The organism is Comamonas sp. E6, assembly GCF_001010305.1.
In the GTDB taxonomy this organism is placed as follows: domain Bacteria; phylum Pseudomonadota; class Gammaproteobacteria; order Burkholderiales; family Burkholderiaceae_C; genus Comamonas; species Comamonas thiooxydans.
In genome coordinates this window covers 141,402-158,814 of the sequence record NZ_BBXH01000014.1, presented here as the reverse complement: position 1 = coordinate 158,814, position 17,413 = coordinate 141,402, and the positions used below count along the sequence as shown (strand labels likewise).

Here is a 17,413-nt window from a genome sequence, read left to right as displayed (position 1 = left end):
TCGGGCTGGCATCGGGCCTTGGCACTGTTGGCATCAATCCTGCCTTTGGAGATAATTTCCAGCAATTGAATAAATCATCTAAGAGATATTCGTTTAATGGATATATCAGGTCTGGATCTCAATCTCTTGCGTGTTTTCGATGCGGTGTTCCGCCACGGCAGCGTCAGCCGCGCTTCGCAGGAGCTGGGTCTTTCCCAGCCCGCAGCCAGTCAGGCGGTGACGCGGCTGCGCCATTTGCTGGGCGATCCGCTGTTCGAACGCATGCACGGGGGCGTACGCCCCACGCCGCGTGCCGAGCGGCTGGCTCAGGCGGTAAGAACTGCGCTGGCAACGCTGGAGGTGGCCTTGGCAGAGGCACACAGTTTTGATCCCTTGCAGGCGAATCAGTGCTTTCGCATTCACCTCAGCGATATTGGCGAGGCGCGTTTCCTGCCACCGCTGATGCAGGCCTTGAGAGGCCGGGCGCCCCATGTGCAGCTCGAAACCCTGCCCATGCCCATGGGCGAGATTGCCGATGCCCTGGATCGCGGCTCGCTGGATATCGCCATCGGCTTTCTGCCTGGTGTGACGGGCACGCAGCAGAAGGTGCTGCTGTCCGACCACTACGCCCTGTTGCTGCGTCAGGGGCATCCGGTGCTCAAGGATTTGAAGGCCGAGAGACTGAGCGCTGAACATTTGCGCGGGCTCGACTATGTGGCCGTGCGCTCGCATTCCGAGACGCTGCGCATTCTGCGCAAGCTCGAGTTGCAGGATCAGGTGCGGCTGTCGGCGGCCCACTTCATGGCCGTGCCTTCCATCGTGCATCAGACGGATCTGGCCGTCATCATGCCCGCCGAGATTGCCGAGACCTTTGAAGCACAGGGCGGATATGTGGTGCTGCAGGCCGATCTGCCAGAGAGTGCTTTCGATGTCTCTTTGCACTGGAGCTGGCGCTTTGCGCAGGAGCCCGCGAACCAGTGGCTGCGGGCATTGGTCAGCGAAGTGTTCGGGCAGCGCAGATAAGGTGCTCGGCCCCCACACATGCCCGCTTCGTGTGGCCGCTGCCCCTGCGTCGGGCGCCCCAGCGGAGGCTTGTTGCCTTGGGCTGACTCAGCGGCAATAAAAAAGCGCCAGGCTTTAAGGCTCTGACGCTTGATGGGTCTGCGATGGCAGCTATCTTTAATGAAGTTCCTTGCCCTTGAGCTCGGGAATCAGAAAGACCGTGGCCAGCATGTCCAGCACATAGATGGCGGCCAGCAGCGCAATGGCCACCTGGAAAGAGTAGGCCATGGCCAGCGCACCGATGACGACCGGGCCCAGGCCGCCGACGGCGCGGCCGATGTTGAACAGCACGTTCTGAGCCGTGGCGCGGGCCTCGGTGGGATAGGCTTCGCTGATGACGGCGCCATAGCCGCCCATCATGCCGTTGACGCACAGACCCATGATGGCTCCCACCCACAGCATGGCCGTGGCATCGGTGAGCTGGGAATAGGCCAGCACCGAGATCACGGAGCCGAGCTGGAAGATCAGGAAAGTGGGCTTGCGGCCGATGCGGTCGGCCAGCTGGCCGAAGACCCAGATACCCAGCGACATGCCGACGATGGTGACGGCCGTCCACATGGACGACTTGGTCAGGCTGAAGCCCATCTGCTTGGACAGAAAGCTGGGCATCCAGATCATGATGCCGTAGTAGCCGAAGTTCTGTACCGAGGTCAGTACGATCACGCCCAGGCTGATCTTGCGCGTGGCCTTGTCCTTCATCAGCAGTTTCAGGCATTGCATGGCCGAGGGCTGCTCCTTCTTGCTGCGTGCCACGAAAACTTCGGGCTCATGCAGCTTGTTGCGGATGACCCAGGCCACGACAGCAGGAATCACGCCGACCAGAAACATGCCGCGCCAGCCGATGGAGGGCAGCAGCAGCGGGGTCAGCATGGCTGCGCCCAGCACGCCCAGTTGCCAACCCAGAGCCACATAGGACGAGACGCGTGCGCGATGGCGTGCGGGCCAGGCCTCGGCGGCCAGTGCCATGCCGATGCCGAACTCGCCGCCCAGGCCGATGCCGGCGATGGTGCGGTAGATCAGCAAGTCCCAATAGCCTTGTGCAAAAGCGCACAGGCCGGTAAAGACGGCAAACAGCACGATCGTCCAGGTCAGCACGCGGATGCGGCCGTATTTGTCGCTGAGCATGCCGAAGACGATGCCGCCGAAGACGGCGCCGATCAAGGTCCAGGTCACGAGAGAGCCGGCCTGGCCGGGCGTGAGGTTCAGGTCCTTGGAGATGGCCGAGAGCATGAAGCCCAGAATCAGCAGGTCAAAGCCGTCCATGGCGTAGCCGACGGCCGAGCCCATGAGTGCTTTCCAGCTGTATCCGTTGACTTCTGTTGGAGCGGCGGGCGCGGCTATGCCTGCCACGGCGCCTGTGGTTGGTGTGGTCACGGGGGAGTCCTTGAGCGAAGACGGACTTGGGGTGCCTGCAGGCCGGCTTTTGCAGAAAAAAGCCGGCCCTCGCTGGGCGCAAGACCAGCGCGCGGGCACGCAGCGTGCGTGCGGCATCCTTGGGGTGCAACGGGCACGAAAAAAGTCCTTGAAGGGGAGGTTTGAGCGGCTGGAGCATGGCGGAGCGATCTGCGCTGATTTCTGCAGGGCAGAAAGGGCAGTGCGGCGCCATGTCGCCTCTGTAAAAAGCGAAAAGCCCCAGCTGCGTGAGCAACTGGGGCTTGTATTTGGTGGTCGTAGCGGGACTCGAACCTGCGACATCAGCATTATGAATGCTGCGCTCTAACCAACTGAGCTATACGACCGACAGCCCGCAATTGTATAGGAAGAAATTGCCTTGGCAGCCAAGTTGGGATTTTTTGTGTGCAGCCTGCCGCGGTCGCTGGGAGAAAGAAAAAACCGCAGTGCTTTTGCAAGCACTGCGGTTTTCTGTTTGGTGGTCGTAGTGGGACTTGAACCTACGACATCAGCATTATGAATGCTGCGCTCTAACCAACTGAGCTATACGACCGAAGACAGCGATTATATGCAAAAAATGGCTGCTTCAAGTGGTTCGCTGAAATTTCTTGCGAAAAATCTGGTGCTTACTGATGGGTGAAGTTGGCGGGGCGCTTGTTCACAAACGCGTCCATGCCTTCCTTCTGGTCCTGGGTGGCAAACAGGGCATGGAACAGGCGGCGCTCGAACATCAAGCCATCGGACAGGCCGCTCTCGAATGCACGGTTCACGGATTCCTTGGCAGCCATCACGGCCAGCTGGGAGAAGCCGCTGATGATGATGGCCGCACCCAGAGCTTCTTCCATGAGCTTGTCAAAAGGCACGACGCGGCTGACCAGGCCGGCGCGCTCGGCCTCGATGGCATCCATCATGCGGGCGGTCAAAGCCATGTCCATGGCCTTGGATTTGCCCACGGCGCGGGGCAGGCGCTGCGTGCCGCCGGCACCGGGAATCACGCCCAGCTTGATCTCGGGCTGGCCGAACTTGGCGTTATCGGCAGCGATGATGAAGTCGCACATCATCGCCAGCTCGCAGCCGCCGCCCAGGGCAAAGCCGCTGACGGCGGCAATCACGGGCTTGCGGATGCTGCGAATGGTTTCCCAGTTGCGCGTGATGTAGTCGCCGCCATAGGCGTCGGCAAAGCTGTACTTGGCCATGGCACCGATGTCGGCACCGGCGGCAAAGGCGCGTTCGCTGCCGGTAATGATCATGCAGCCAATGCTTTTGTCGGCATCGAACTTCCTGAGCGCATCGCCCAGTTCGTCCATGAGCTGGTCGTTCAGGGCATTGAGCTGCTTGGGACGGTTCAGCGTGATGACGCCGACTTTGTCCGCTTCCACGCGGACTTCGATGGTTTCGTAGGCCAAGTTTGTCTCCTGCTAAAGAATGAATGGCTGCTGCCAAGAATAACCGCTGAGTCTGGCTGCCAGCTGTCGCGCTGCAGCGCCACTTTGGGGCCGGGCTCAGGCCGCAATGCCCGTCAGCCAGCGCTCTGCGGCGGCCTTGTCGCTGATTTCCAGCCCCAGATTGTTGATGGGGCTGGCGCTATCTGCATCCTCGCTGGCGGCTTTGGCGAGCAGGCCGCCCGGGTTCAGCGTCAGCTGCAGAATCTGCTGGTCGCGTGCTACCCAGGCCGTGAGCTGATTGGAGCCGGCCGCGTACAGCTGCACATCGTCCAGTTTGCTGATGCGCCAGCGCTGACCATCGGCCTCGACGGCCAGCCACTCGTCTCCAGCCATCATGCCGGCCTGCTCGGCAGCGCCGCCGCGCAGCACGGTCTTGATCTGCACGCTGTGGTTTTCCTGGACACGCAGACCCAGTTTCTGTGCCAGCTGTGCGGGCTCGGCCTTGCTCTTGATGCCATGCAGGGCCAGCAGCTCGCGCAGCGGCAGGTCCTCGGTGGAATGTACCCAGGTTTGCAGCTGTCCGGCAATCTCGGGGTTGCCCACTTCGCTGACCACGGTCAGTACATCGGCTTCGCTGATGGGGCCACCTTCACTGCTGCGCCACAGGCCGCGCATCACATCGTCCAGGCTGCTCTTGCCGTTGGCGCGCAGGGCCAGATCGAGGCACAGAGCGACCAGCGAGCCCTTGGTGTAGTAGCTGACCGTGTGATTGGCGGTGTTCTCGTCCTGGCGGTAGTACTTGACCCAGGCGTCGAAGCTGGCCTCGGCCACGGACTGCACCAGGCGGCCCGGCGTCTGCAGCACCTGGTTGATGGTGCGCGTGACGAGCTTGAGGTACTGGCTGTTGTCCAGCAGTCCGGCACGGCGCAGGAACAGATCGTCGTAGTAGCTGGTGAAGCCTTCAAAGAACCACAGCAGCTCGGTGTAGTTCTCCTGCTCGTAGTCGTAGCGGGCCAGTTCGGCCGGGCGCAGGCGCTTGACGTTCCAGGTGTGGAAGTACTCGTGGCTGATCAGGCCCAGCAAGGTGTTATAGCCCTCGCCGGCCTTGGCCTCACCCTTGCGCGGCAGATCGCGGCGGCCGCAGATCAGTGCCGTGCTGTTGCGGTGCTCGAGGCCGCCATAGTTGTCATCCACCACATTGAGCATGAAGACATAGCGATCCATGGGCGGCTGGCTGCCGTCGGCGTGCCAGAAGGCGATCTCGGCCTCGCAGATCTTTTTCGTATCGGCGAGCAGGCGCTCGCCATCAAAGCTGGGCGCAGCACCGGCCACCACGAACTCGTGGGGCACGCCTCCGGCCACAAAGCTGCCGCGCCAGAACCGGCCCATCTCCACGGGGCAGTCCACCAGCTCGTCGTAATGGGCTGCCGTGTAGAGGCCGAAGCCGTTGGCATCGATTTGCGCGGGCGTCAGGCCGGTGGCCACCTGCCAGTCCTGCGTGGCGGGGCTGCCGAGCAGCTCCAGTGCATGGGGGCGCTCTTCCTGACCATGCACGCGCAGGCACAGGCTGGTACCGTTGAAGAAGCCACGCCGGCGATCCAGCCAGGCGGTGCGCACCGAGGTGTCATAAGCGCAAACCTGATAGCTGATAACGCATGCTGAATCAGCGTTACAGGCGATTTTCCATTGATTCTTGCTGAGCTGTTGCACGGTCACGGGCTCACCGTTCTGCGTGGCCTTCAAGCCCTGCAGATTCTTGGAGAACTCGCGCACCAGATAGCTGCCCGGAATCCACACCGGCAGCGACAGCAACTGCTGTGCCGCAGGCTGGGCGATATGCAGCTCCACATCGAAAAGATGGGCTTCCACCGCGCTGGCCTGCACGGCAAAGTGGATGTCGGGGCGAATGCCGGAGGCATTGGGGGCAGAGATCATGGCAGCTCCAGAAATGCGGGCCGGAGCATGCGAACCTATCGCAGCGTGCCTGAAACTTCATCAGATGCACGCTGCTCCGGCAATAAGACAGGGATTACTTGGCGGCGGCGAGGTGCTTTTCGACCTCGGCAGCCGAGATGGCGCCGGGCACACGCACATTGTTGGAAAAAATCACGGTGGGCGTGCCGGTGATCTTGTACTTGCGGCCGAAAGCCAGATTGCGCTGGATGGCGGCGGGGTCGCACTGGGCGGCTGGTGCGTTCTTGCTGTTCAGCATCTGCTCATGCCAGGCCTTGGCCTGATCCTTGGCGCACCAGATATTGCGCGACTTCTCGGCCGAGTCCGGGCTCAGGATGGGGTAGAGGAAGAGGTAGATGGTGACGTTGTCCACGCTTTGCAGGTCTTTTTCGAAGCGCTTGCAGTAGCCGCAGTTCGGGTCTTCAAACACGGCCATCTTGCGCTCGCCCTTGCCATGCACGATGGTGATGGCGTCCTTGATGGGCAACTGTTTGAAGTCCACGGCCGTGAGCTGGGTCATGCGGTCTTCGGTCAGATTGCGGCGCGCCTTGGTGTCGATGAGCTCGCCTTGAATCAGATAGTTGCCCTTGGCATCGGTGTAGAAGATGTCCGTGCCCACGCGTACTTCGTACAGGCCGCTCATGGGGGTGGAGCGCACCTCGTCGATTTTCTCGAGCTGGGGAATGCGCTCGGTCAGCGTCTTCTTGAGGTTGGCATCCTGGGCATGCACGCTCAGGCCGAAGGTCAGGCTGGCGGTGGCCAGCAGGCAGGCAACAAGTTTCATGGAAGATGTCGTGGGCTGCAGCGCGCTGCAGCGTGGAAAGAATGAGGTCGGCTGCCATCCACTATGCATGGACGGCAGGGCTGTTGCTTGGAGTACGGACTGAGTCAAGGGTTCCCTGAGCCGTCTTCTCAGAGCAGACCCATGGCCTGCTTGGCCATCCAGGACTTGAGCAGGCCGCTGCGCTCAAAGCCTTTCATGCCCCAGTTGCGCAGCATCTGCACAGGCACTTCGGGACGGGCAAACAGCTGCTGCAGCCCGTCCATGGCCAGGCCCATGGGGGCCAGAGATGCCTTGCGCTCACGCTCGTACTGGCGCAGCAGCTTCAGGTCGGCGGGGCTGCGCCAGTAGTCGCGCTCCTGAAGGATGCGTGCCAGAGTCTGCACATCGCCCAGGCCCAGGTTCAGACCCTGGCCGGCCAGCGGGTGGACGTTGTGGGCGGCGTCACCCGCCAGCACCCAGCTTTGTTGACTGTTCCTGTCCAGCGGTCCGCACCAGCGGTCAGCCACGGCCTGTTGCAGAGGCCAGGTGGCGCGCTCGGCCACCAGCTCCAGCTGGCCCAGCGCATCCTGGCTGATGGACTGCAGGCGAGTGGTAAAACTTTCTTCGTCGCTTTCCAGCCAGTCAGGCACCAGCGATTGCTCCAGCGACCAGACAACGGCCACTTCGTGACCGTCGGGACCGCCCATGGGTAGAAAGGCCAGGATCCCTTCCGGCGTGAACCACTGGCGTGCAATGCCGCCATGCGGCAGCTCACAGCTCAACCGGGTGGCAATGGCGTGCTGGGAGTAGGGCGTGACGGAGAACTCCACGCCGAATTCGGTACGCGTGCTGCTGGAGCGGCCTTCGCAGACGGCGGTGAGTGCGGCTTCCACCGGCTCCTTGACGATTTCCACCTGGGGTTGATAGCGCACGGCCTCGGCCAGGCGCTGCTCCAGCGCGGGGACATCGACGATCCAGGCCAGTGCCGGCACTTCCTGAGAAGCTGCATCGAACTGGACCTGGCCGTCCAGATCGCCAAACACCTGCATGCCGACCACGGGTGTGGCATCCTCGTCGTCAGGCCAGCAGCGCAACGACTGCAGCACGGCCCTGGAACTGGCATTGAGCGCATAGGCGCGCACATCCTTTTGTTGCGGGGATCGAGGCTGTGGCGGCGCCACCAGCGCGACACGCAGACGCTCACGCGCCAGCAAAAGAGCCAAGGTCCGGCCCACAATGCCGGCTCCACGAATACATACATCAAAGGTTTGCGCCATGTCCGGCATTGTAGGAGGCGCGGACAGGGCCTGCGTCCATAGAGGAAACCTCATGCCATGCGGTCGTCGACTGCAGCCAACTATGTTGTTGATAGCGGGCTGTGCAGGTCAAGCAGGGACTAGAGGGCAAAATGAAAGATGAATCCGTAATCGAAGGAGATGTGATGACCGACACCGCCTATGACGTGCAGGGCCGGATTGCCGAACTGTGGATCTACCCCGTCAAATCCTGCGCCGGTATTGCCGTGCCGAAGGCCGCGCTTTCGCGCCATGGCCTGCAATGGGACAGGCACTGGATGGTGGTCGATGCCAATGGCGATTTCTTGACCCAGCGCAGTCATCCGCGCATGGCGCTGATCAGGCCCGAGATTACGGACGAATACTTGCTGCTGCATTTTACGGGCATGGACAGCTTGCAGATTCCTTTGCTGGTACAGGGCAGCAAATGCCGTGCGCGGGTCTGGAAGGATACGGTCGATGCCTGGAACCTCGGCGAATGGGCCGCGCCTGCACGCAGCTGGCTGAGCCGGGCTCTGGCGCAGGACTGCCATCTGGTGCGCTTTGATAATTCGCAACCTCGCCGGGCCAGCGAACGCTGGGTGGGCGATGGCGACGCTCCAGTGCATTTTGCCGACGGCTACCCTTTGCTGCTGCTCAGCCAGTCGGCCGTGGACGAGCTCAATCAGCGGCTGACGCAGGCCGGCGAGGCTGCCGTCGATGCGCGGCGCTTTCGTGCGAATATCGTGATTGCCGATATCGAAGCCCATGATGAAGATCGTGTGGAGCAGCTGGATCTGCCCCAGTTGCCCGGTCTGAGCCTGCTGCCTTGCAAGCCCTGTACGCGCTGCCCGATTCCCGATATAGACCCCGACACCGCCGTACCCGGCACGGCAGTGGGAGATTCAATTTACAGTTATCGCCAGGATCCGCGTGTGGATGGTGCTATTACTTTTGGTATGAATGCCATAGTGCTGGGTCTGCCGGACGTTGCGGATGCTGCAGCAGAGCTGGCTGTGGGCCAGCAACTGGCGGGCAATCTGCGCTTTGATTGAGGGTGTAGGCCTTTGACCCTCAAAGACTTGGGGCATCCCTGTAATAGTGATGCAGCAGAACCAGTGTCCAATAAGGCCATTGGCAGCAGCAACGAGGGGAGGGCGGCATGGCTGAATTCAAATCTGGCGATTTCGTGGTTCTCACCGGCAGCAGTGCTTTTGCCGGAAAGATCGCTCGCCTGACTTTTCGTGCCCCCGACAGAGATTTCTGTCTGCCGGACGGTCATGCCCATATTGGCTGTGAGGCCGGAGACTGGGTGCTGGAGTTTGCCCAGAAGGTGCCCGCCTTGATGCGCAGCTGTCGGACTCCCTGCATGACCAAATATCTGTGCAGTCCGCAATCCCAGTTCCGACGGCTGGAGGAGACCGCCGGGCTGGAGCAACTGTTTGGCCCCATGCGACAGAGTTCGCCGGCGTTGACCGCTGATTGATCCGACATTTCCCGGACTTTTTCTCCCAAGCCTGTCTTTGCGCAGGCTTTTTTGCTTTCTGGCCGGAACCGCGGCGCAATCTACCGCAGATGAGCAGAGATTGCCGGGTCATTACAATCGGGGGCTTTCCGTGGCCAAACCGGGACGAAACTCTGGGTGAACAGAGTGCCTATGGGTCACGCTTCAAAAGAACCGGATTCGCGACGATGCGGATCGGGCACTTCCGCCACATGGGTGTGGTGCTCGATAGTGCATTGATACATAAGGAATTTCCATGAGCCTCAAATGCGGCATCGTGGGCCTGCCCAACGTGGGCAAGTCCACTCTTTTCAACGCCCTGACCAAGGCCGGCATCGCCGCCGAGAACTATCCCTTCTGCACGATCGAGCCCAACACCGGCGTGGTGGAAGTGCCCGATCCGCGTCTGGATCAGCTCTCCGAGGTCGTCAAGCCCGAGCGCATCGTTCCCGCTATCGTGGAATTCGTGGACATCGCCGGCCTGGTGGCTGGTGCTTCCAAGGGCGAAGGACTGGGCAACCAGTTCCTGGCCCATATCCGCGAAACCGATGCCATCGTCAACGTGGTGCGCTGCTTTGAAGATCCCAACGTGATTCACGTGGCGGGCAAGGTGGACCCGATTTCCGACATCGAAGTCATCCAGACCGAGCTGTGCCTGGCCGATCTGGCCACGGTGGAAAAGGCTTTGAATCGCTACAGCAAGGCCGCCAAGTCCGGTAACGACAAGGAAGCCGCCAAGCTGGTGGCACTGCTGACTCCCATTCAGGCCGCCCTGAATGAAGGCAAGCCCGCCCGTGTGGTGTCGGTGTCCAAGGAAGATGCGCCCCTGCTCAAGCCTTTCTGCCTGATCACTGCCAAGCCCGCCATGTTTGTGGGCAACGTGTCCGAAGACGGCTTTGAAAACAATCCTTTTCTGGATCGCCTCAAGGAATATGCAGAAGCTCAGGGCGCACCCGTGGTCGCCATCTGCGCCAAGATCGAGGCCGAGATGGCCGAGATGGAAGACGAAGACCGCGATATGTTCCTGCAGGAGCTGGGTCTGGAAGAGCCTGGCCTGAATCGCCTGATTCGTGCTGGCTTCAAGCTGCTGGGCCTGCAGACCTATTTCACCGCCGGTGAAAAGGAAGTGCGAGCCTGGACTGTGCGTGTCGGCGCTACGGCTCCCCAGGCTGCGGGTGTGATTCACGGTGACTTCGAGCGCGGTTTCATTCGTGCCCAGACCATTGCCTTTGAAGACTTCGTCGCTTTCAAGGGCGAGCAGGGTGCCAAGGATGCCGGCAAGATGCGCGCCGAAGGCAAGGAGTACATCGTCAGGGACGGCGATGTGATGAACTTCCTGTTCTCCCCCAAATAAGTACGATTGACATGCACCCTGGCCACATATGGATGTCCATGTGTGCCCAGGTGTCATCGTCACCGAAGGGTGCAACCGGCAGATGCTTGCGGCGGCATTGTTGAATCAATCAGTGTCGCGGCCGCAGTCCAGCCCCGCTATCGAGCACCAACGGGACGCAGTACAAGGCAGCGCTCAGCTCCGGCTTTGTGCCGGAGGCGGCGATAGCCGGTATCGGCAGGCGGTGCATCCATCCAGCGAGGGCGGGCTGCTTCTGCTTGCTGAGTCCACCGGACTCAAATTCCCGGGGCGGCGGTACCGCCGCAATTGCAGGCACAACCCACGGCGATGAGTAGCGGTTGACCATCACGGCTTGTGGAGCTCATGACGCACAGCCCTCTGCATGTCGCCCCGCCACACCCATCACTCGCCCGAGAGAGAATGCCCGGATGCGCAAAGGCGATGTCTTTGTGCATCGCGATGAGAGCGACTGCAGCATGCAGGCGCTCTGGACGCAGGCTAGCCAGGGCTGGTGCGGGGATCACCGGCGCAGCTAGGTGGAGACCAGGCTGCATTGCATCAAGCAACTGGTGAGAGGGTGATGTCGCCTGGGCTTGAACCTGACAGCTCAATGAGCTGAATATCAGACCTCAGGGCTTCACTTCGACGACTTGCTCGAAACCCCCAAAGATCATGCGCTTGCCGTCGAAGGGCATGGGCGGGTTGCCGGGGGCGGATGGGTCCATGCGTGGGTCTTCCATCATCTTCTTCATGGCTGCGTCGCGCGTGGCCTTGTCCGGCCATTCGACCCATGAAAAAGCAACTGTCTCCTCGGCCGTGGCCTGAACCGAGCGGCGGAAGTCGGTAACTTTGCCATCGGGGACGTCATCTCCCCAAGCCTCGATCACCCTGATTGCGCCCAGCTCGATGAATATCGGGTCGAGCTTGCGCGCGTGCTCTATGAACTTCTGCTTGTTGGCAGTGGGGACAGCGATCACGAAACCATCGATATATGACATCTCTTCACTCCTGCTGAATTGACCGTTAGATGCGGAGCTGGCGCCGCACTCACAATGCCCGCAGGGCCGGTGGCAGCAGTGCTCTCAGCCTGGACCCCTTGAGCGCGCAGATCACGCTCCAGCAATCAGGCTGAGCATGGCCTTTCAACATTGCCTGTGGCGACCGGGAACCTGAGCAGCCAATGCACATGCAGCCTGCTCCTCAACTCGATGTCAGTCGAGTGGTTCGCTGGGAACGTAGTGGCAGTTTTCGCGTTGATCGTAATGCAGCTCAGCAGCGCAGAAGCTGAAGTTTGTGACAGACAGCTTCTGGCCGTCGGCAAGATCCGTTGCAGCCTTTGCTGCTGCCAGGGCAACGCAGACATTGTCGAGCGGCGTTGCAACCTTTCGTCATTCTTTCTTGTGCTCATCGAACATCAGCGCCGGTGCCGCCTCCATGACGGAGTCAGATCAGGGACTGGCTATGGCTTTTCGTTGTGTCCCGAAAGTCTGCTGCTCGCTGTGTCGGACTTTTGGTGAATACAACAACTTTGTTGCGACCTGTCGTCTTGGCCTTGTACAGCGCCTCGTCGGCCGAACGGATCACCGAGGCTACATCTGCATCGTGTTCTGGCTCCCATGCCGCACAACCAATGCTGACGGTGATGTAGCCGAATTCGCTTCCGGAGTGCTCAACAGAGAGTTGCGAAACGGCGGCGCGGATGCTTTCTGCAAGGCATGAAGCGCCCTCTATAGACGTATCCGGCAAAACAACGATGAACTCCTCGCCTCCGTAACGAGCTGCGATATCTCCAGGCCTGCGAATATTGTCACCAATGCATTGGGCTATGGTTGCGATGACGTCATCCCCAGCTTGGTGTCCGTATGTGTCGTTGTAGACCTTGAACCTGTCAATGTCGACGAATAGCAATGAAAAAATACTATGGTTTCGTCTGGCCCTGTGCCATTCCTGATCCAGCATTTCGTCGAGTCTGCGGCGGTTGTTCAAGCCCGTCAGCCCATCGGTACGAGCTAGCAGAGCCAGCTCCGACTCGGCATGTATTCGTCGCTGGAGCTGTGTCACGAAAGCAAAGGACAAGCCGATAAAGGCTGCTGTGAGCACCCCCATCAGACAGGCAATGATCAGTGCACGTTTTCGCCAAGCCGTGAAAATATCGGAGTGCGCTTTCGCGACCATGATAATGAACGGCAAGCTCGGAAGATTCTTGAAGTAGTACAGGCGATGAGTGCCATCGAGGTAGGAGGTATCTGAAAAGCTGCCCTCAGGTTCAGCAATGAACCGCTTGAATGTGCTTGCGTTTCGTATATTGCGCCCTATGACCTTGGCATCAAAGGGTTGGCGCATCATCATCGCACCATCTTTTCTTATCAATGCGAGCGATCCATTCTCACCCAGCGATAGCCCGGAAAATAGTTTTCTGAAATATTCAAGCTGGACATCGATCAGCACTACGCCTGCGAAAGAGCCGTCTGCATGGGAAATCCGACGGCTCAGGGGAATGCTCAGGGCGCCGTCATGCAGCGGTGATGCGTATGGATCTCCCACATAGAGTCCCTTGGCTGAATTTTCTCGATGCACGGTGAAGAAATCATGGCCAGATAAGTTGACATTGCCCGGGTTGATTTTTTGTGCATCGATGGCAATGTTTCCCTCGGTATCCAAGATCAGAATTGATCCCAAATAGGATGCAGTCGCAGCTTTGTCGAACAAGGCAACTTCGCGCAGATGTGGCGATGCCGCCATCACTTCGGGATCGTTCAATCCATCAATCACGGCCTGCAATGACAGCGAATAGAGTTCGAGATTTCGAACCACATCATTTTCAGCGAGAAGAGCCACATTACGCGATGTCTCCACCGCGTGCTTCATCGTGTCCAGCCGACTTTGATAAAGAGCAGCCGCGCATATCGCCGCCATCGAGAGCGCAATTGCTCCAGCCACGAAGAGCATTGCATAGGAGATGCTGGAGAAGTGACTACGATCAATAGCAAACCAATGAGTTGATTTCATATTGTCTAAGCACCTGCACTGGTGATATCGAGCTTGTAAAGATTGTGCTTGAATAAGTCAGCACAGCGCTTTTTTCACATTTCACAACAGTCTGCTTTGATGGCTCTTGGGGATTTCGGCCATAGACGGTTTGTGATCGCAGGGGCGAGCTTCACCACACCTCGATTCGCCGATAGTGCTGAACGCTTGCTTCACGAGGAAATCTAGCCTCTTGTCGAAAATAGCTTTTGCACCAGCGGGTGTAGTACCTTCCTGCTTGCACCAATCGCGAAGAAGTGTTCCTCCACACCCTCGCAATCGCCCAAACGTTTCACCTCATATCGGGTCGTCAAGTCTTCGTGAACCAAGCTGGCCATTGGAAAGACACCCATGCCAGCTGCTCCAAACGTCTTGAGCAATGCACTGTCCTCGAACTCGCCTATGACATGCGGTTTGATGGATTCACGTTCAAACCACTGATCAAGCCTTGCGCGCACTGCCGCATGGGCCGTTGGCAGAAGTACGGGAACTTTGGCCAGAGATTGCGGAAAGTCTTGCCGAGCTGCCGCAAACAAGGATGCAGGTGCGTACCAGGCCAATGGGGATGAGCCCAGAGAGTGGCTATAGACCTTGAGGTTGGGGTTTGGAGGAGCGGCCCGGTCGGCAAGAACGACATCAAGTCGATGCAAAGCCAGGTCACCCAGCAAATCCTCGAATTCGTCAACCAAGCACAAAAGTCGAAGATGGGGTTCCTGCATCACAGGTTGCATCAGGCTTCGCACCGCCAGCTCGGGCAACTCGTCGGCGATACCGACGATCAAACGCATGGTCGGCATGCCCACTGCGTCACGCACTACCGCAGGCAGCTGTTCCCCTAGCTGGAAGATTTGCTCTGCCTGTCGCATGGCGGCAAGTCCTGCGTCTGTCAGGACAACGCCTCGCCCTGCAGGTTTGAGCAGTGCATAGCCCAGTGACCGCTCCAGCTCACGAACTTGGGTGCTCACAGTTTGTACAGCCATGCCCAGGCGCTCGGCAGCACGGGCCATGCCTCCTTCTTTGGCGACAACCCAAAAATAGTAAAGGTGCCTGTAACTGAAGCCAGGGCTCATTGTTCGGCTTTTCGGAGCTATTGCTTCCGAATTATCTGCTTTTATTAAATTGCTGCATCGCTATCGTTGGTGTTGTCCAGGGCCAGGAGAAGTGCTCGGCAGAGAACCTTCGAATCAGAAGGCGCAAGCGGTCTTTGAACGAGGTTTCACTCAGGTGAGCCACTGCACCAAGCAGCTCACCTCAAAGGAGAAGCACCATGCTGAGAGTTCTTGTCCCGTCAGACGGATCAGCCAATTCGTTGTTTGCAATACGTCACGTGATCGACGAGTTCAGGAAGAGCGAAGATCTGGAGATTCATCTCCTGAACGTGCAGCCGCCATTCTCGAAACTCATCACCGATTACTCAAGCAGGAGTGACAGGATGGAGTTTCACCACGAGCAGACGGAGTCGGCGCTCTTGACTACTCGACGAATGCTGGACGCCGCCGGGATTCCATATGCTGTCCACTCGGAAGTCGGCAACAAGGTTGACTGCATCGTGGATGTGGCGCGCAGGCTCCATTGCGACCTGATTGTCATGAGTACGGCACGCAAGAGTTCCTTGGTGCGTCTTATCGAGAATTCAGTGACGAATCAGGTGCTGGAGCGAACCAGCGTGCCTGTAGAGGTGATCCCGGGTGAGCCTGCCTCGAAACTGGAGCGCATTGGTATTCCAGCGGGAGTCGGTGCCGGAGCGGGCATTGTGGCTCTATGGATGGCTTCCAGTTAAGAGCTCGACAGCGACGTTGAGAGCCGCTCGCACTGCCCTTGCTACACCGTTGCTTCGCCTTGTCTCTGCGGTTGGCCGGGGCATGTCAGCGGCCCATGGTGCAAGCAGTATCTCAAGGCAAAAGAAGCAAACGCTTGAGGCCATTTCATGCACAACATCGAAACCTTGGCAACTGGCCCGATGTGGGTCGGCTTCATTGTCTTTGTGCTCATCATGCTGGGCCTGGATCTATTTGTCCTCGGAGGAAACAAGGCTCACCGCGTATCGGCCAAGGAGGCTGCAAGCTGGACTGCCACCTGGATGGCTCTTGCCACCACATTCGGCGCGTTGTTATGGTGGTATCTGGACGCTACCGCAGGTCGTGAAATTGCCAATCGCAAGGCACTTGAATTCTTTACCGGCTACCTCATCGAGCAGGCATTGTCGGTAGACAACATGTTCGTCTTCGTCATGATCTTCACCTACTTCGCTGTCCCGCCAGAGTTGCAGCGACGCGTGCTGCTGTATGGAGTTCTGGGAGCGATCGTGATGCGGGCAGCAATGATTCTTGGCGGAATCTGGCTCGTTTCCGAGTTTGAGTGGGTGCTCTACGTTTTTGGGCTGCTGCTCGTGGTCACGGGCGGCAAGATGTTGATCATGGCCGAGCAAAAGCCCGATCTGGAAAAGAATCCACTGCTACGCTGGTTGCGCTGCCACATGCGTATAGCGTCAGGCTTTCACGGCCAGTCGTTTTTCGTACGCATCGATGGATTGCTTCATGCAACACCAATGTTCTTGGTGCTTCTGATGATTGAAGCGAGTGACCTGGTCTTTGCCGTGGATAGTATTCCGGCCATCTTCGCTGTCACCACCGACCCATTTATCGTTTTTACATCCAATATCTTCGCGATACTGGGTTTGAGGGCGCTGTACTTCCTGCTGGCCGACATGGCCGAACGCTTTCACCTGCTCAAGTACGGCCTTGCTCTGGTACTGATCTATATCGGAGGCAAGATGCTGATGATGCCCTGGTTTCATATGCCCGTGCATTGGTCGCTACTCATTGTTGGCTCGATTGTCCTGATTTCCGTGCTGCTTAGCGTGAAGCTCTCAGGCCGAAAATCTTCAAGGAGTGTTCTATGAGCGATGCAGCGATGCCTGCGCCTGATCTCGAGCGGCGCGATAGCCTTGGCAGGCTGATTTCATTGACGTGGAAAGGCGAATGCAGTTGTGCAAACACCGGCGGCGAACGTTGGCTGGTGGCAGTGGACGGCTCTGCATGCTCTTCGCGTGCTGTTGTCGTTGGTGCGCGTTTGGTGGAAATGGGGCAAGGCAGCATGCTTGACCTCGTGAATGTGCAACCCTGGTTGAGCAAAGAGGCGGCGGAGACAGAGTTGGGTCGATACGGCTGGGCAGCCACGGCCAGGGCGCGCCGAGCGCTCGCAGAATCAGCTACCCTTATCCCCTGGCATCTTCACGTCGTCATGGGTGATGATGCAATCGCGATCGTGGGTTTGGCTGAATCTCTTGGCTGCTTCGGTCTTTGCATCGGCTCCCACGGGCTAACGGCAACAGAAGCCGTACTGCTCGGGTCTGTGACTTGCAAAGTCTTGCGCTTGGCACGGATGCCGGTTTTGATCGTGCGTTGAGTCAATATCTACATGGAGTTGGCCGACGCAACAGACTGTCTGCATTCGCGCCGAGCTGACGCATTCAGCGGACCGGCGATGCTTGACTGGTGAGAGTGGATACCAAGCAGGCATCGGCAATCGAATTCCTGCGGAGTGGTTGCTGCAGTGAGTGCTTGGCCTGTGCAGTCTTTCCGTGGCCGGATCTGACGGGTTTGGGGGCAACGGCTGGTTTTGGGGGCACGTTGACTGCATGGTGAGCAGCCTGCGTCAAGTCACTTGCTCAAGTCCAGCCCGAGCAGCCCGCAAATGCTCATGACCTGTCGTTCTTGG

Annotated in this window: 15 protein-coding genes and 2 tRNA genes; 7 read left to right on the top strand and 10 right to left on the bottom strand. The window is 59.1% G+C overall.

Translation table 11 applies throughout. The features are described from left to right. Positions 1-96: 96 nt before the first annotated feature. Entirely contained in the window at positions 97-1,002 is a 906-nt protein-coding gene (locus tag CSE6_RS13710) for a LysR family transcriptional regulator (RefSeq protein ID WP_039049803.1), read from the top strand. A gap of 156 nt (positions 1,003-1,158) precedes the next feature. Here CSE6_RS13710 and CSE6_RS13705 read toward each other — a convergent pair whose 3' ends face one another. From CSE6_RS13705 to CSE6_RS13675, 7 genes are all read right to left on the bottom strand, one after another. Continuing rightward, complete coding sequence (locus tag CSE6_RS13705) at positions 1,159-2,328, bottom strand: MFS transporter (RefSeq protein ID WP_193751125.1); 1,170 nt, start codon at positions 2,326-2,328, stop codon at positions 1,159-1,161. A 375-nt stretch (positions 2,329-2,703) separates the two neighbouring features. Continuing rightward, positions 2,704-2,780, bottom strand: a tRNA-Met gene (locus CSE6_RS13700). 129 nt (positions 2,781-2,909) lie between these two features. Continuing rightward, a tRNA-Met gene (locus tag CSE6_RS13695) sits at positions 2,910-2,986 on the bottom strand. Positions 2,987-3,059: 73 nt separating this feature from the next. Next, on the bottom strand, positions 3,060-3,839 hold the full coding sequence (locus tag CSE6_RS13690) for an enoyl-CoA hydratase (protein ID WP_059440748.1): 780 nt from the start codon (positions 3,837-3,839) through the stop codon (positions 3,060-3,062). A gap of 96 nt (positions 3,840-3,935) precedes the next feature. Further along, entirely contained in the window at positions 3,936-5,753 is a 1,818-nt protein-coding gene (locus CSE6_RS13685) for a M61 family metallopeptidase (protein ID WP_059440747.1), read from the bottom strand. A 94-nt stretch (positions 5,754-5,847) separates the two neighbouring features. After that, the gene (locus CSE6_RS13680) at positions 5,848-6,555 is read right to left on the bottom strand and encodes a DsbC family protein (protein WP_003071046.1); all 708 of its coding nucleotides are present in this window, start codon (positions 6,553-6,555) and stop codon (positions 5,848-5,850) included. Positions 6,556-6,683: 128 nt separating this feature from the next. Then, complete coding sequence (locus CSE6_RS13675) at positions 6,684-7,811, bottom strand: FAD-dependent monooxygenase (RefSeq protein ID WP_012839786.1); 1,128 nt, start codon at positions 7,809-7,811, stop codon at positions 6,684-6,686. A 164-nt stretch (positions 7,812-7,975) separates the two neighbouring features. Here CSE6_RS13675 and CSE6_RS13670 point away from each other — a divergent pair, with 164 nt between their 5' ends. The 3 genes from CSE6_RS13670 (at position 7,976) to ychF (ending at position 10,666) form a co-directional block, all read left to right on the top strand. Beyond that, positions 7,976-8,863, top strand: a complete 888-nt coding sequence (locus tag CSE6_RS13670; RefSeq protein ID WP_059440746.1) for an MOSC domain-containing protein — start codon at positions 7,976-7,978, stop codon at positions 8,861-8,863. Positions 8,864-8,970: 107 nt separating this feature from the next. After that, positions 8,971-9,294, top strand: a complete 324-nt coding sequence (locus tag CSE6_RS13665) for a hypothetical protein (protein WP_039049797.1) — start codon at positions 8,971-8,973, stop codon at positions 9,292-9,294. A gap of 274 nt (positions 9,295-9,568) precedes the next feature. After that, a complete protein-coding gene (gene ychF / locus CSE6_RS13660) occupies positions 9,569-10,666 on the top strand; it encodes a redox-regulated ATPase YchF (RefSeq protein ID WP_003071057.1) in 1,098 nt (365 codons plus the stop codon). 629 nt (positions 10,667-11,295) lie between these two features. On the opposite strand, the gene CSE6_RS13655 is transcribed toward ychF, so the two are convergent. The 3 genes from CSE6_RS13655 to CSE6_RS13645 all read right to left on the bottom strand — a co-directional run bounded on the left by CSE6_RS13655 (position 11,296) and on the right by CSE6_RS13645 (position 14,763). Next, the gene (locus tag CSE6_RS13655; RefSeq protein WP_003071059.1) at positions 11,296-11,664 is read right to left on the bottom strand and encodes a DUF1428 domain-containing protein; all 369 of its coding nucleotides are present in this window, start codon (positions 11,662-11,664) and stop codon (positions 11,296-11,298) included. Between the two features lie 445 nt (positions 11,665-12,109). After that, positions 12,110-13,675, bottom strand: coding sequence for a sensor domain-containing diguanylate cyclase (locus CSE6_RS13650; RefSeq protein ID WP_059440745.1), 1,566 nt, complete (start codon positions 13,673-13,675; stop codon positions 12,110-12,112). Positions 13,676-13,878: 203 nt separating this feature from the next. After that, positions 13,879-14,763, bottom strand: coding sequence for a LysR family transcriptional regulator (locus tag CSE6_RS13645; RefSeq protein WP_034357761.1), 885 nt, complete (start codon positions 14,761-14,763; stop codon positions 13,879-13,881). Between the two features lie 197 nt (positions 14,764-14,960). Here CSE6_RS13645 and CSE6_RS13640 point away from each other — a divergent pair, with 197 nt between their 5' ends. The 3 genes from CSE6_RS13640 (at position 14,961) to CSE6_RS13630 (ending at position 17,101) form a co-directional block, all read left to right on the top strand. Continuing rightward, positions 14,961-15,473, top strand: coding sequence for a universal stress protein (locus tag CSE6_RS13640; protein ID WP_041744318.1), 513 nt, complete (start codon positions 14,961-14,963; stop codon positions 15,471-15,473). 147 nt (positions 15,474-15,620) lie between these two features. Then, entirely contained in the window at positions 15,621-16,595 is a 975-nt protein-coding gene (locus tag CSE6_RS13635; protein WP_059440744.1) for a TerC family protein, read from the top strand. Continuing rightward, on the top strand, positions 16,592-17,101 hold the full coding sequence (locus tag CSE6_RS13630) for a universal stress protein (protein WP_059440743.1): 510 nt from the start codon (positions 16,592-16,594) through the stop codon (positions 17,099-17,101). Before CSE6_RS13635 ends, CSE6_RS13630 begins: the two co-directional genes overlap by 4 nt. Positions 17,102-17,413 lie beyond the last annotated feature (312 nt).

Bases quoted from the DNA above. Each gene is read 5' to 3' on its own strand.
- CSE6_RS13710 (WP_039049803.1), top strand. From the start codon at position 97: ATGGATATATCAGGTCTGGATCTCAATCTCTTGCGTGTTTTCGATGCG.
- CSE6_RS13705 (WP_193751125.1), bottom strand. From the start codon at position 2,328: ATGGGCTCGGCCGTCGGCTACGCCATGGACGGCTTTGACCTGCTGATT.
- CSE6_RS13685 (WP_059440747.1), bottom strand. From the start codon at position 5,753: ATGATCTCTGCCCCCAATGCCTCCGGCATTCGCCCCGACATCCACTTT.
- CSE6_RS13680 (WP_003071046.1), bottom strand. From the start codon at position 6,555: ATGAAACTTGTTGCCTGCCTGCTGGCCACCGCCAGCCTGACCTTCGGC.
- CSE6_RS13675 (WP_012839786.1), bottom strand. From the start codon at position 7,811: ATGGCGCAAACCTTTGATGTATGTATTCGTGGAGCCGGCATTGTGGGC.
- CSE6_RS13670 (WP_059440746.1), top strand. From the start codon at position 7,976: ATGACCGACACCGCCTATGACGTGCAGGGCCGGATTGCCGAACTGTGG.
- CSE6_RS13665 (WP_039049797.1), top strand. From the start codon at position 8,971: ATGGCTGAATTCAAATCTGGCGATTTCGTGGTTCTCACCGGCAGCAGT.
- ychF (WP_003071057.1), top strand. From the start codon at position 9,569: ATGAGCCTCAAATGCGGCATCGTGGGCCTGCCCAACGTGGGCAAGTCC.
- CSE6_RS13655 (WP_003071059.1), bottom strand. From the start codon at position 11,664: ATGTCATATATCGATGGTTTCGTGATCGCTGTCCCCACTGCCAACAAG.
- CSE6_RS13650 (WP_059440745.1), bottom strand. From the start codon at position 13,675: ATGAAATCAACTCATTGGTTTGCTATTGATCGTAGTCACTTCTCCAGC.
- CSE6_RS13645 (WP_034357761.1), bottom strand. From the start codon at position 14,763: ATGAGCCCTGGCTTCAGTTACAGGCACCTTTACTATTTTTGGGTTGTC.
- CSE6_RS13640 (WP_041744318.1), top strand. From the start codon at position 14,961: ATGCTGAGAGTTCTTGTCCCGTCAGACGGATCAGCCAATTCGTTGTTT.
- CSE6_RS13635 (WP_059440744.1), top strand. From the start codon at position 15,621: ATGCACAACATCGAAACCTTGGCAACTGGCCCGATGTGGGTCGGCTTC.
- CSE6_RS13630 (WP_059440743.1), top strand. From the start codon at position 16,592: ATGAGCGATGCAGCGATGCCTGCGCCTGATCTCGAGCGGCGCGATAGC.